Annotated in this window: 15 protein-coding genes; 8 read left to right on the top strand and 7 right to left on the bottom strand. The window is 31.2% G+C overall.

Annotated features, from left to right (window positions below; genetic code table 11):
• Position 1: 1 nt before the first annotated feature.
• The 5 genes from dapB (at position 2) to K8Z87_RS10080 (ending at position 3,705) form a co-directional block, all read left to right on the top strand.
• Positions 2-706, top strand: a complete 705-nt coding sequence (dapB, locus tag K8Z87_RS10100; protein ID WP_227477440.1) for a 4-hydroxy-tetrahydrodipicolinate reductase — start codon at positions 2-4, stop codon at positions 704-706.
• 23 nt (positions 707-729) lie between these two features.
• Positions 730-1,086 (top strand): four helix bundle protein, encoded by a 357-nt coding sequence (locus tag K8Z87_RS10095; RefSeq protein WP_227477439.1) that lies wholly within the window; start codon positions 730-732, stop codon positions 1,084-1,086.
• A 74-nt stretch (positions 1,087-1,160) separates the two neighbouring features.
• On the top strand, positions 1,161-2,768 hold the full coding sequence (gene lepB, locus K8Z87_RS10090; RefSeq protein WP_227477438.1) for a signal peptidase I: 1,608 nt from the start codon (positions 1,161-1,163) through the stop codon (positions 2,766-2,768).
• 11 nt (positions 2,769-2,779) lie between these two features.
• Positions 2,780-3,397, top strand: a complete 618-nt coding sequence (locus K8Z87_RS10085) for a WbqC family protein (RefSeq protein ID WP_227477437.1) — start codon at positions 2,780-2,782, stop codon at positions 3,395-3,397.
• Positions 3,397-3,705: a DUF6122 family protein gene (locus tag K8Z87_RS10080; RefSeq protein ID WP_227477436.1), complete on the top strand. Its 309-nt coding sequence runs from the start codon at positions 3,397-3,399 to the stop codon at positions 3,703-3,705. The genes K8Z87_RS10085 and K8Z87_RS10080 overlap by 1 nt, the downstream gene beginning before the upstream one ends.
• On the opposite strand, the gene K8Z87_RS10075 is transcribed toward K8Z87_RS10080, so the two are convergent.
• From K8Z87_RS10075 to K8Z87_RS10045, 7 genes are all read right to left on the bottom strand, one after another.
• Positions 3,697-4,716 carry an endonuclease/exonuclease/phosphatase family protein gene (locus K8Z87_RS10075; protein WP_227477435.1) on the bottom strand — a complete coding sequence of 340 codons (1,020 nt, stop codon included), beginning with the start codon at positions 4,714-4,716 and terminating at the stop codon, positions 3,697-3,699. The genes K8Z87_RS10080 and K8Z87_RS10075 overlap by 9 nt on opposite strands.
• A gap of 34 nt (positions 4,717-4,750) precedes the next feature.
• Positions 4,751-5,620: a rhomboid family intramembrane serine protease gene (locus tag K8Z87_RS10070; RefSeq protein WP_227477434.1), complete on the bottom strand. Its 870-nt coding sequence runs from the start codon at positions 5,618-5,620 to the stop codon at positions 4,751-4,753.
• Between the two features lie 3 nt (positions 5,621-5,623).
• Positions 5,624-6,382, bottom strand: coding sequence for a rhomboid family intramembrane serine protease (locus K8Z87_RS10065; protein WP_227477433.1), 759 nt, complete (start codon positions 6,380-6,382; stop codon positions 5,624-5,626).
• A 6-nt stretch (positions 6,383-6,388) separates the two neighbouring features.
• Positions 6,389-8,239 (bottom strand): DNA mismatch repair endonuclease MutL, encoded by a 1,851-nt coding sequence (mutL, locus tag K8Z87_RS10060; protein ID WP_227477432.1) that lies wholly within the window; start codon positions 8,237-8,239, stop codon positions 6,389-6,391.
• Positions 8,239-8,544, bottom strand: coding sequence for a hypothetical protein (locus K8Z87_RS10055; protein WP_227477431.1), 306 nt, complete (start codon positions 8,542-8,544; stop codon positions 8,239-8,241). Before K8Z87_RS10055 ends, mutL begins: the two co-directional genes overlap by 1 nt.
• A 387-nt stretch (positions 8,545-8,931) precedes the next feature.
• Positions 8,932-9,432, bottom strand: coding sequence for a 6,7-dimethyl-8-ribityllumazine synthase (gene ribH, locus K8Z87_RS10050; RefSeq protein ID WP_227477430.1), 501 nt, complete (start codon positions 9,430-9,432; stop codon positions 8,932-8,934).
• Positions 9,433-9,434: 2 nt separating this feature from the next.
• Positions 9,435-10,199 (bottom strand): tetratricopeptide repeat protein, encoded by a 765-nt coding sequence (locus K8Z87_RS10045; protein WP_227477429.1) that lies wholly within the window; start codon positions 10,197-10,199, stop codon positions 9,435-9,437.
• A gap of 139 nt (positions 10,200-10,338) precedes the next feature.
• Here K8Z87_RS10045 and recF point away from each other — a divergent pair, with 139 nt between their 5' ends.
• The 3 genes from recF to K8Z87_RS10030 all read left to right on the top strand — a co-directional run bounded on the left by recF (position 10,339) and on the right by K8Z87_RS10030 (position 12,449).
• Positions 10,339-11,418, top strand: a complete 1,080-nt coding sequence (recF, locus tag K8Z87_RS10040) for a DNA replication/repair protein RecF (protein ID WP_227477428.1) — start codon at positions 10,339-10,341, stop codon at positions 11,416-11,418.
• Positions 11,415-11,837, top strand: coding sequence for a lipocalin family protein (locus K8Z87_RS10035; protein WP_227477427.1), 423 nt, complete (start codon positions 11,415-11,417; stop codon positions 11,835-11,837). Before recF ends, K8Z87_RS10035 begins: the two co-directional genes overlap by 4 nt.
• A gap of 207 nt (positions 11,838-12,044) precedes the next feature.
• Positions 12,045-12,449, top strand: a complete 405-nt coding sequence (locus K8Z87_RS10030) for a hypothetical protein (protein ID WP_227477426.1) — start codon at positions 12,045-12,047, stop codon at positions 12,447-12,449.
• Positions 12,450-12,558: the final 109 nt, after the last annotated feature.

Below are 12,558 nucleotides of genomic sequence, written 5' to 3'. Positions count from 1 at the left end.
TATGAATATAGCTTTACTCGGTTATGGTAAAATGGGGAAAATTATAGAACGTATTGCAATTAATCGCGGACATTCTATTTCTTTTAAAGCAGATAGTAAAACAAAGCATTTCGATTTTTCTAATACAGATGTAGCTATAGATTTTAGTTTACCATCAACTGCTGTTTATAATATTACACAAGCAATTAATGCAAATGTACCTGTAATTTCTGGTACTACCGGATGGTTAGCAGATTACGATAAAATTACTGAGCATTGTAATTCTAACAACGGAGCGTTTCTTTATGCTTCAAATTTTAGCTTAGGTGTTAATATATTTTTCGAAGTCAACCGTATCCTCGGATCTTTAATTGCCAATTACCCAGATTACAATACACATATAGAAGAAATTCATCATACACAAAAGTTAGATGCGCCAAGTGGTACTGCTATAACTTTAGCTGAAGGAATTATAAATGAGTCTGATTATAAAAATTGGACAATGGAGCAACCAAAAGCTAATGAAATTAAAATCACTGCTAAACGCATTGAAAATGTTCCTGGAACACATAGCATTAATTACAATTCTGATGTTGACTCGATTGAAATAAAACATACAGCACACAATAGATCTGGTTTTGCACTCGGAGCCGTTATAGCCGCAGAATGGATAAAAAACAAAAAAGGAGTGTTTAGTATGAAAGATGTGCTAAATATTAATGCTTAATTGCTAATGATGATTGATTAATAATGACAAAGGATTTAAAAAATAGAACTAAAATTTTTGCTCATAATTGCATTAAATTAATTTCTAAACTTCCTAATGATTATTTAGCCAATCATATAAAAAAACAACTCATCAGAAGTTCAACTTCTGTTGCTGCTAATTATAGAGCTACATGTGTTGCGCAATCAAAAAAAGCTTTTATATCAAAAATTAGCATTGTAATAGAAGAAATTGATGAAAGTTTGTTCTGGATTGAATTTATACAAGAGGAAAATCTACTTTCACCAGATATGTGTAAATCTTTGTTAAAAGAAGCTGATGAATTGACTAGGATTTTTATTTCATCTAGAAAAACTGCAAATTTGAATATAAAACATTAGAATATAAAACATTAGAATATAAAAAAAGGATATTTGTCATTTTACATTAGACATTTATCATTAAAGATAATATTATGAACGGGACAGAATGGTTAATTTTCTTTTTGGTTATACAAGTTATTCATGGGCTTGGCACTTGGAAACTATATATTAAAGCAGGTCGACAAGCATGGGAAGCTTTTATACCATTATATAATGCTGTTATATTAACAAAGATTATCAATCGTCCTTGGTATTGGGCGCTATTAATGCTTTTGCCTATTGTAAATCTTATTATGATTCCTGCCGTATGGGTAGAAACTGCTAGAAGTTTTGGTAAAAATTCTAATATTGATGGTTTCCTCGCAATTATCACTTTAGGGTTTTACAACTACTATCTCAATTATGTCGCTGATGTAAAATATATTGTAGACCGAGATTTAAAGCCAAGAACAAGTGCTGGTGAATGGGTAAGTTCTATATTATTTGCTATAGTCGCTGCTACTATTGTACACACTTATTTCTTTCAGCCTTTTGTTATTCCATCCTCATCGTTAGAGAAATCTTTACTCGTTGGTGATTTTTTAATTGTAAGCAAATTTCATTACGGTGCACGTACTCCTATGACTACTGTTGCAGCACCGATGGTACATGATACTATTCCTATATTAAAGAAAAAATCATATGTGTTCAGTGATCGTTATGAGCAGCGCAAAACGGCTTGGCAAAATAAATTACAATTACCGTATTTTAGATTTCCTGCATTTGAAAAAATAGAAAATAATGACTATGTCGTATTTGGACAGCCAGCAGATACGTTGTTAGACATGAATAAATTTACTCCAGATCGTAATTATTATAAACCTATTGACAAAAAAACCAACCTTGTTAAGCGCTGCGTTGGTATTCCTGGAGATACACTTGAGGTTAGAAATGGTTATGTTTATATTAACGGAAAACAAAATGTATTACCGGATAGAGCTGAGTTACAGTTTTCTTACATTATGTATTTAAAAAGACCTTTATCTCAAGCTAATGTAAACGCTTTCTTAAAACGTTTTGACATTAATGATGGATCTAGACCTATAGACGGCAATTCCAATGTATATATAATATATGCTGTATCTGATAAAGCTGCTGCACAGTTAAAAAATCATCCTGAAGTAAGCAAGTTAGAAGTTTATAAACAGGAAAAAGAAATATATGGTGCAACATTCCCAAGAGATCCTAATTATTCATGGAATACAGATTTCTTCGGGCCAATTTATATTCCTAAAGCAGGTACTACTACTCCACTTACTGTAGAGAATTTACCAATATATGATCGTCTTATTCAAGAATATGAAGGACATAAAGTTGTGGCTAAAGGCAATCAAATTTTCTTAGATGGAGAATTGGTCGATTCTTATACGTTTGAAAAAGACTATTACTGGATGATGGGAGATAATCGACACAATTCTATTGATAGTCGTGCTTGGGGTTATGTCCCTTTTGACCACGTTATTGGTAAACCTGTTTTTATTTGGATGAGTATCGATGGTATTAATGACGGTTTTTCTAATTGGAGTATTCGCTGGGATCGTGTATTTACTATGGTCAATGGTTCTGGTAAACGCATTTCTTATTTTATTCCGTTTATTGTTATTGTATTTGGTTGGACGATGTTTAGTCGTTGGAGAAAGAAAAAGAAGAAAGCTGTTTAATTGCAATAAGCATGTGCTTAATTCACCCAACATACTTTCCTAATATTGCGCATTTTGTCGCTATTGTTAATACTAATTTGCTTTGTTTTGAAAGTCATGACAACTACCAAAAACAAACGTATAGAAATCGTGCTGAAATATATGGAGCCAATGGCAAGTTAGCATTAACTGTACCTGTTTCATATACACAAAAGCAACGGCAACTCTACAAAGATGTTCGTATCTACAACGAAGATAAATGGCAACTACAACATTTAAAATCTATTCAGTCGGCTTATAGAATGTCCCCATTTTATGAGTTTTATGAAGATGATTTAATGCCTTTATTTGAAACAGAAACCAACTTTATCTTAGATTTTAATCTCAAATGTTTTGAGATTTTATGTGAATGCCTTCAGATAGACTCTAACTATCAATTATCGTCTTCTTATGAAAAAATCATAGATTTAGAGCATGACTATAGAGTATTGGTTAATCCTAAAAATAAACTCGTTTTTAATTTTGAAAATTACACTCAAGTATTCACTCAAAAGCATGGTTATATCTCAAATTTAAGTATACTCGATTTATTATTTAATGAAGGCCCAAATACCATTAACTATTTAGAAGCACAAACACTAAACTTATAATGTTTCAATCCATTATACATTACGGTATTCATTTTGGTTTCCCTCTAATTATTGCTTTATTATTTTTTAAAAAAAATTGGAAAAAAGCTTATCTTATAATGTTCTTAGGTATACTTATAGACTTAGATCATCTTTTAGCAAACCCTGTATTTGATGCAAATCGTTGTAGTATTAATTTTCATCTATTACACCGTTACTACGCTATAGGTATCTACCTTCTATTATCCGTGATAAAAAAAACACGATTAATAGGCTTAGGTTTAATCATTCACATTTTTGCAGATTCAGTAGATTGCGCTTTAATGTAACTTTAGAGTGGCTTTTATAGGATAATGGTCTGAGAGTTTTACGTCGTAAGTTTTAAAACCATTAACTGTAAAGTCTAAATCCGCAAAAATAAAATCTATACGTATAGGAAAGAATTTAAAATCATAGGTACGCCCAAAACCATTACCTGCAACATCAAAAGCATCTTGAGATTTTCCTTTAATTTTATTGTATATATAAGAATAGGCTGTATTATTAAAATCGCCGCTAATTATCGATTTATATGGACTTCTATCTCTATGTAGTAAAAACAATTCTGCTTGATCTTGTTGCATCTTAAATGTATCTCCAACCTGTTGAGCTAGTTTCTCTGAAGTTTCTTTTTTGAGTTCGCTAACTTCCGTATTTATTTTAGAAGATTGCAAATGCAAATTATAAATTCTAATGGTATCTGCTCCTTTTACCACATCAATAAAAATGGCATTATTAGATGTATTATTAAACTCAATAGAACCAGAGTTAACAATTGGATATTTTGAAAAAATAGCCTGGCCACTTTTTACTTTTCCGTCTGAAACATTTTCGTATTTATAATAACCTTCAAGCTTAAACGTATCACTTCTATGGTATTCCTGCAGACTTAAAACACTTGGGTTTTCTTGCTTAATAAAATTTAAAATATCTGTTTCAACAGTTGAGCTTGGTAGCCAATCAAATAAATTAAAGAGGCGCACGTTATAGTTCATCACTGAAAAATTTGAAGCATCTTCAATAGCTTTAGAACCCGTAAATTTATATAAAGATGTCACATAAGTAAACCCTAAAAGCAATGCGACTAATGATAACAACAACTGCTTCTTTACTTTAAAAAGCCAATACAAAAAGAAGAGTACATTAATAATAATAAGCAAAGGAACACCTAAACTTAGTACTGATAAAAAGGAAAAACTTTTAGGAGGTATATAAGGAAGAATGTAAGATAAAAGCAATAGAAACGCTGCCAAAGTATTGACAAAAAAAATAATTTTATCAAAGCGTTTTAATCCTTTCATATGCATTTCCCATAGAAACGGGAATCTATCTGTTTTATTTACCTGCTCTAAATAAAAATTCTTTTTCTTCGGCAGTTAAGCTTTCATAACCGCTTTTACTAATTTTATCTAGAATAATATCTATTTGTTTCTGTTTATTAAACGACTTAAATTCATCTTTAGTCTTACCTGCCATTTTAGATTTGGTCGTTTTACGATGTACAGTCTTTAAATGTGATTTAGGTTTAAACAAGCTCATAAAGCCATCTGCAAGCTTTTCAAAACCTAATCCTATATCTTTTCCTTTTTGTAATTGTACAGCATATAAATATCCTAAAAACTCACCACCTAAATGTGCAATGTGGCCTCCTTGATTAACGCCACTTAAAAACCCTATAATATCTATACCTACTATAAACATTCCGATGTATTTCCATTTAACATTCCATTTAAAAATACGTACGTCTGAATTTGCCATATAAACACTTATAAAAATAATAAGTGCTCTAACACCAGCAGAAGCTCCCACTAAAAATGAGACGTTTTTAATAATACTTGATGGCGCTAAATTATAAAATGCAAGAAAAATCAATCCACCAAAAATGATACCTAAAAAATAAATATTCAAGATCATTTTTGACCTGAAAAGATTTAATAAAATTTGAGTTACTGCATAAAGTATAAACATATTGAAGAAAATATGTATAATATCTCCGTGCATAAAACCATAAGTAATTAAAGTCCAAGGCTGAAGTATAAAATCTGAGATATCAGCCGGTAATTTTAAATACTTAGTTAGATTACCTAATCCTGCGATATGTGTCATCACAAAATCTATAAGGAAAACGATAGCTGTTATAACTATAATTTTACCAAAAGCATTGAGATTTGCATACTTGTATTTAAGGCTTTGCGGTGTACTCATTTTTTAATTCCAACGGTATTTATCTTTTTCATTTTTCTTCCAAAACCACATTAAAAGAAACCCTGTCAGTGCTCCTCCTACGTGCGCTGCATACGCTGTATTTCCTGGACTAAATATCGATGCCCCTGTAATTGCCGAAAATAAATCTAAGCCAATTATTGCTGGAATAAAATACTTAGCTTTTATTGGAACTGGTAAAAAAATTAGCATCAATTTAGAGTCGGGAAATAACATACCAAAAGCAACTAAAACTCCCATAATTGCTCCTGAAGCACCAACCATTGGTGCTAAAAATGCTGAAAGGAAATTTTGAGTATTATTACCTAAAACTGATTCCCAATTTGGATTCCATTTACCTTCAGCCATCAATCCTAAAATCTGAGTTTGATCATAACCTGCTACTAACAAATCTTCTAATCCACTATTAAATTGATAATATAAAAATGTAATTTGTATACATGCAGCACCTAAACCCGAAAGAATATAAAAGGTTAAAAACTTCTTTAAACCAAACACTTGTTCAACTGCTGTTCCAAACATCCATAACGCAAACATGTTAAATAAAATATGTGTAAACTGCAAATTACTATGCATAAACATATGCGTAATAATTTGCCAAGGCTGAAACAATTCGTTCTTCGGAAAATATAAAGCAAACCATTGGTTAAATAATTCTCCATTACCAATGACCATCATCCCAATGAACATTACAACATTGATAATCAACAAATGTTTAACTCCTTCTGTTATTCCTTGTCTCATAATTAATTACATAAATTTTTTCTCAATGTCTTCTACTCCTAACGTAATAAACGTTGTTTTATGGCTTGGTGACACTGCTGGTTCTTTACAAGCAAACAAGCTATTTAATAGATGCTCTTGCTCTTCCACATTTAAAGATTGTCCTGTTTTTATAGCTAAACTTTTGGCCATAGATTTTGCTAATAAATCTGAAGCACTAAAATTTTGATCTGGCACATCGTTTTCAACATCGCTAATTAATTGTTCTAAAACAATGGTCACTTCACTTTCTGGAACACCAACTGGCACTCCGGTTACAGTAATTTCATCAGCGCTAAACTCTGAAAACACAAAACCTGCATGTTCTAAATCATTTTGCATTTGTGACAACATCTCTACATCTGTATTAGAGAAATTTAATTGCAATGGAAATAACAATTGTTGAGTTATTGCTTCTTTTGAAGTTAGTTGCTTCAACAAGTTCTCATATAAGATACGTTGGTGTGCTCTATTTTGGTCTATAATTAGCATTCCAGATTTTATAGTGCTAACAATAAATTTTTGTCGCAATTGATACGTTGTTTTCTCTAAGGCAATATCTTCAGATTTAAAAATCGATTGATCTTTAGATTCACTCTCAAAAGTCATTTCTTTAAAATCACCTTGAGACTTAGTGCTTTTAGACTCTAAACCTACATACAAACTCTCCCAATCTTGAGTTGGAGGTTTTGTATAGCTACGCTGTTGTGGTTGTTTTTGACCAACTTCATCTGCAAATGGGTTAAACGACCTATCTATCTCTATAACTGGTGTTGCTCCTTCTTTATCTTTAAAATTATAAGGTGTGTTTAAATTGGTATTGCTTTCAAAATCTAAAATTGGAGCCACATTAAACTGTCCTAAACTATGCTTTACCGCAGAACGTAAAATAGCATATAAAGTATGCTCATCATCAAACTTAATTTCTGTTTTTGTTGGATGGATATTAATATCTATCGTTTTTGGGTCTACTGTTAAATTTAAAAAATATGTAGGATGATAACCATCGCGTAATAAACCTTCAAAAGCTGCATTAATCGCATGATTTAAATACGGGCTTTTAATAAATCGGTTATTCACAAAAAAGAATTGTTCAGACTTTGTCTTTTTTGAATATTCTGGCTTTCCAACAAAACCAGATACCTTTAGCACTTCTGTTTCTTCTTCTACTGGCACTAATTTTTCATTGGTTTTAGAGCCAAAAATATTAACCACACGTTGACGATAATTACTAAGAGGTAAATTAAACAGCTCACTTCCATTATGGTACATTGAAAATGCTATACCTGGATGTGCTAAAGCAACTCTATGAAATTCATCTACAACATGTCTAAGTTCTACTGTATTTGATTTTAAAAAATTTCGACGCGCCGGAATATTAAAAAACAGATTCTTTACCGCTACTGATGTGCCTTTTGGTGTTACAGCGACATCTTGAGATTTAACATTGCTTCCTTCTATAATAATCTGCGAACCTAATTCTTGGTTTTCTTGTTTTGTTTTTAATTCTACATGAGCAATAGCTGCTATACTTGCTAAAGCTTCACCACGGAATCCTTTTGTGTTTAATTGAAATAAATCTTCAGCAGAACGAATCTTAGATGTAGCATGACGCTCAAAACTTAAACGAGCATCGGTAGTACTCATTCCTTTACCATTATCGATAACTTGTACTAAGGTTTTACCAGCTTCTTTTAAAATGAGTTTAATTTCTGAGCTATTAGCATCGATTGCATTTTCTAAAAGTTCTTTAACTACAGATGCAGGACGCTGAACTACTTCACCTGCTGCAATTTGGTTGGCAACATGGTCTGGTAATAATTGAATGATATCAGTCATTAGCTACTAGCTGAAAAAATCGAGAGGTCAAAATCTATTATATACAGAAAGATTAAAACAAAAACAGCAACTAAAATTAAAATAGTTCTATTAAAACCAGAATTGTTTCTATTTCTATTATTTATTCTACTTTCATGCCATTGCCCTGAAAAATCATTCTTATTATAGGCTTCAGCATAAGCATCAAACTTTGTTGAATACTGTGATTTATCTACTTCTTCCTTGCCTTTATAATATCTAGGTGTATAGTTAAATCTTTTATTTCTAGGTAGTCCTTTAAATAAAGTGAATTTTATTGGTCCCATATTATCTTCATTTTATATACCCATTGAGGATATAAATTAAAATAAAAAGCGATGCTAGAAATATTATTAATACTGGCAATGAAGTTAATATACTTCCGCGACGCTTCGTATTGCCTCTCATTTCATTCCATTTCGCTTCCAAATCATCATCAGATCTCGTTTCATTTGAATCATTTAAGCGAGACTTATAATTAAAACGTTTATTTTTTCGTTGATTAAACAAACTCTATGATTAGAATTAAATGTGTCACCTATCAAAAGTACTTAAAATACTATGAAGTCACACTTTGTTATTCCTAAAAATTGTTAACAAAAAACACGCCAAATTTCTATAACTGACAAAATAAACTGAAATATTATAAATCTTGGTATGTAGACAATTGTAGATTAAAATAATCTAAGATGCGCCATTTTTATAGCTGCAATGGCAGCTTCAGTACCTTTATTACCATGTTTACCACCAGAACGATCAATAGATTGCTGCATATTGTTATCGGTCAATACACAAAAAATAACAGGAATGTCTCCTTTTAGATTCAAATCTTTAATGCCTTGCGTAACACCATCGCAAACAAAATCGAAATGTTTTGTTTCTCCCTGAATAACACAACCTATTACAATAATGGCATCTAACATTCCGGAGTCTGCGTAGATACTTTTAGACATTCTTGCTGCGCCATAAGTAAGCTCAAAAGTACCAGGCACATTCCAACGCACAATATTTTCTTTTAACGCACCACAATCTATAAGGGCATTAAAAGCACCTTGCCACAAACCTTCAGTAATGCTTGTATTCCATTCTGAAACAACAATCCCAAATCGAAAGTCTTTCGCATTTGGGATTGTAGCTTTATCGTAGTTCGATAAATTATGATTTGCAGTAGCCATATCTATAAGCTTGCTGTTGCTTTTCCGATTAACACATCGACTTGAGTTGCCTCTGTAGATGATGAAAATTCAGTTTTAATTCTATTTAAATAATCTAAAGCTTTACTATTATTTCCTAAATCCATTGCAGTTCTTGCTGCCTTTAGCAAATATATTGGTGTTGTAAACTCATTAGCGTTGGTTGCAATTGCTTTTTCGTAATACTCTAAACCTTCTTGATCTTGGTCTAGTTGCACAAAAGCATCACCAATAGCTCCTTTAGCTACAGCTGATAACATAATATCATCGCTAGAAAAATCATTTAAATACTTTATAGCGTTTTGGTAATCTTTAAGGTTTAAGTAAGATACTCCTGCATAATAGTTAGCTAAGTTTCCTGCTGGTGTACCTCCGTATTCACTGATAATGTCTAGCATTCCGTACTTTCCTTGACCGCCTTCTAGCACTAATCTATATAAATCATCTGGATCTGCTGCAGTTGCTGCGTCATCAAAAAAGCTCTGCGCTCTTGCCATTTCGTTCATTGCTTCTTTTGCATTTGGCTCTGCTATAAACTTATTATAGCCCATGTAACCTAAAACAACTAATGCAACAAAACCTACAATACCAAAAATAATATTCTGGTTTTTAACAATCCACTCTTCAGTTTTAGACGCAGATTCATCTAAGGTATTAAATACCTCAGCTGTTGTTGAGTTATCTTCAATAGCTTCAACCCTTTCTTTTTTGGTTTTCGGCTTGTATCCTCTTTTCTTATATGTTGCCATAACTAGTAATTTGTGCGAGGGCAAAAATAAAATTTTTATTGGTAATTTAAAGCCTATTTATTTGTTATTTTTCAATAATTTGCACAGGTTAATCTAGAGTACACAATCCAATAAAAACAAAGCTTGTACGAATATTTTTATGATTCTTAATACACTCTCTTTAGTTAATTACAAAAATTTTGAAAGTCAAGTGTTTAATTTCGACGCAAAAATCAATTGTTTTGTTGGTGAAAATGGCATCGGAAAAACAAATGCTTTAGATGCTATTTATCATCTTGCTTTTGGTAAAAGTTATTTTAATCCTGTAGCGACTCAAAATATAAAACATGGTGAAGATTTTTTTGTTGTAGATGGTGGTTTCAATAAAAATGAACGTAACGAAAAAATAATTGTATCTCTAAAAAAGGGTCAAAAGAAAGTTATAAAACGAAACGGTAAAGCCTACGATAAATTTAGCGAGCATATTGGTTTTATTCCTTTAGTTATTATTTCTCCTTCAGACAGAGACTTAATTAGTGAAGGCAGTGATGTAAGGCGTAAATTTATTGATAGTGTTATTTCTCAGAGTGATAAAGCATACCTTTCAGATCTTATTAATTACAATAAAATATTAGCGCAGCGTAATGCGCTTTTAAAATATTTTGCTGTAAACCATACATTTAACTCGGATACTTTAGAAGTATATAATGCACAGTTAAATACTTATGGGCAAACTATTTTTGAAAAACGTGATGCCTTTTTAAAAGTGTTTACTCCCATTTTTAAAGCCAGATATGCCTCAATTAGTAATAGCAAAGAAGAGGTAAATCTCAATTATAAAAGTGATTTATTTTCAGATCATTTAGAAACACTTTTAAAAAATAGTTTAACTAAAGATAGAGCGATACAATACACTAGTGTTGGCATACATAAAGATGATCTTAATTTTATGATTGAAGATTATCCTATTAAAAAGTTTGGTAGTCAAGGCCAGCAGAAATCATTTTTAATAGCACTAAAATTAGCACAATTCGATTTTATAAAACAGCAAAGTGGTGTTCCTCCTATTTTACTGTTAGATGATATTTTTGATAAACTCGATGAGCATCGTGTGGCTCAAATTATTGAAATGGTAGATGATGAAAATTTTGGACAGTTGTTTATTAGTGACACACATCCCGAACGTACAGAAAATGTGGTAAAACAAATTCATCAATCTTATAAAATTTTTAAATTATGAAGAGAATAGTACTTGTTATATGCTTTTTAACTGTTCTTTCTTGTTCTAAAAATCCTGAAATACATTTAAAGTACCTTAATGGCTATTGGGAAATTGAAGAAGTTACATTAAAGACTGGTGAAAAGAAAGGCTATAAATACAATGAAACTATTGATTATATTAATGTAAATGATAGTTTAAAAGGGTTTCGGAAAAAATTAAACCCAGGGTTTAATTCTAAATATATAACCTCTAAAGATGCAGAAGGCATTACTGTTAAGATAGAGAATGATAGCCTAAATTTATATTACAAAACACCTTATGCTGAATGGAAAGAAACAGTATTGATGGCTAACGAATCGCAGTTAAAAATAATCAATGCTAATAAAGATATATATCTATACAAACGCTACAAAAGTTTAACTTTAGATATTGAATAAAAGAAGTTATACACAAGCTGATCAAAAACCTCTAAATTGAAAATTAAACAGAATTATTTAAAAGGAAAATCCATTTTCATAATTTCATTACTCGTAATCGGAATTACAATTCTGACTGTTTATCTGACTGGAATTAACTACAATAGAAGTCTGACTTCAAACCTATATTTTTCTCTGGGAATTATTGCTACTGCTCTCTTTCTATTTATGACTTACGGACTCTATAAAGGAATTGGACTGATTGACGATTTTCCAAAATTTAGAAATTTTAAAACTGGTGATCTAACAGGTAGTACTTCACCAACTATGGATATTCCGAGTGTTGAAATTGGAGACGGAATAGCAGGGTTAATTTTATCCATTCTATTATGGATTGGAATGTCAATCTTATTCGTTGTATTGCTAATTGTTTTGGAAGCAGTCTTTTGGTTTTCACTTTTTATAATTTTAGCAATGCTATATTGGATTTTCTTTAGAGCATTAAAATTTGTGTTTAGTAAATCAAAAGATACGAAAGGTGATATTGGAATTTCAGCAGTTTATTCGCTGACTTATACTCTAATCTACATTAGTTGGATTTTCGGAATCGTGTATTTGACTGAAATAATGTAAATAAAACCAGTTGGCAACAAAGAACTGAGTTAAAAAACAAGCATTATTGAGCTAATTTTGAAACAAAATTTTCATCATAAGGCAATCCACTTTTTGCTATTGCAAAAGC

The organism is Winogradskyella immobilis (genome assembly GCF_021887715.1).
Lineage (GTDB): Bacteria > Bacteroidota > Bacteroidia > Flavobacteriales > Flavobacteriaceae > Winogradskyella > Winogradskyella immobilis.
Note: the sequence above shows the minus strand (reverse complement) of the source record. Positions and strands in the feature narration are given on the sequence as shown.

What these genes read in the sequence shown, in the direction of transcription:
- dapB (WP_227477440.1), top strand. Translation starts at nt 2, where the DNA reads ATGAATATAGCTTTACTCGGTTATGGTAAAATGGGGAAAATTATAGAA.
- K8Z87_RS10095 (WP_227477439.1), top strand. Translation starts at nt 730, where the DNA reads ATGACAAAGGATTTAAAAAATAGAACTAAAATTTTTGCTCATAATTGC.
- lepB (WP_227477438.1), top strand. Translation starts at nt 1,161, where the DNA reads ATGAACGGGACAGAATGGTTAATTTTCTTTTTGGTTATACAAGTTATT.
- K8Z87_RS10085 (WP_227477437.1), top strand. Translation starts at nt 2,780, where the DNA reads ATGTGCTTAATTCACCCAACATACTTTCCTAATATTGCGCATTTTGTC.
- K8Z87_RS10080 (WP_227477436.1), top strand. Translation starts at nt 3,397, where the DNA reads ATGTTTCAATCCATTATACATTACGGTATTCATTTTGGTTTCCCTCTA.
- K8Z87_RS10075 (WP_227477435.1), bottom strand. Translation starts at nt 4,716, where the DNA reads ATGAAAGGATTAAAACGCTTTGATAAAATTATTTTTTTTGTCAATACT.
- K8Z87_RS10070 (WP_227477434.1), bottom strand. Translation starts at nt 5,620, where the DNA reads ATGAGTACACCGCAAAGCCTTAAATACAAGTATGCAAATCTCAATGCT.
- K8Z87_RS10065 (WP_227477433.1), bottom strand. Translation starts at nt 6,382, where the DNA reads ATGAGACAAGGAATAACAGAAGGAGTTAAACATTTGTTGATTATCAAT.
- mutL (WP_227477432.1), bottom strand. Translation starts at nt 8,239, where the DNA reads ATGACTGATATCATTCAATTATTACCAGACCATGTTGCCAACCAAATT.
- K8Z87_RS10055 (WP_227477431.1), bottom strand. Translation starts at nt 8,544, where the DNA reads ATGGGACCAATAAAATTCACTTTATTTAAAGGACTACCTAGAAATAAA.
- ribH (WP_227477430.1), bottom strand. Translation starts at nt 9,432, where the DNA reads ATGGCTACTGCAAATCATAATTTATCGAACTACGATAAAGCTACAATC.
- K8Z87_RS10045 (WP_227477429.1), bottom strand. Translation starts at nt 10,199, where the DNA reads ATGGCAACATATAAGAAAAGAGGATACAAGCCGAAAACCAAAAAAGAA.
- recF (WP_227477428.1), top strand. Translation starts at nt 10,339, where the DNA reads ATGATTCTTAATACACTCTCTTTAGTTAATTACAAAAATTTTGAAAGT.
- K8Z87_RS10035 (WP_227477427.1), top strand. Translation starts at nt 11,415, where the DNA reads ATGAAGAGAATAGTACTTGTTATATGCTTTTTAACTGTTCTTTCTTGT.
- K8Z87_RS10030 (WP_227477426.1), top strand. Translation starts at nt 12,045, where the DNA reads ATGACTTACGGACTCTATAAAGGAATTGGACTGATTGACGATTTTCCA.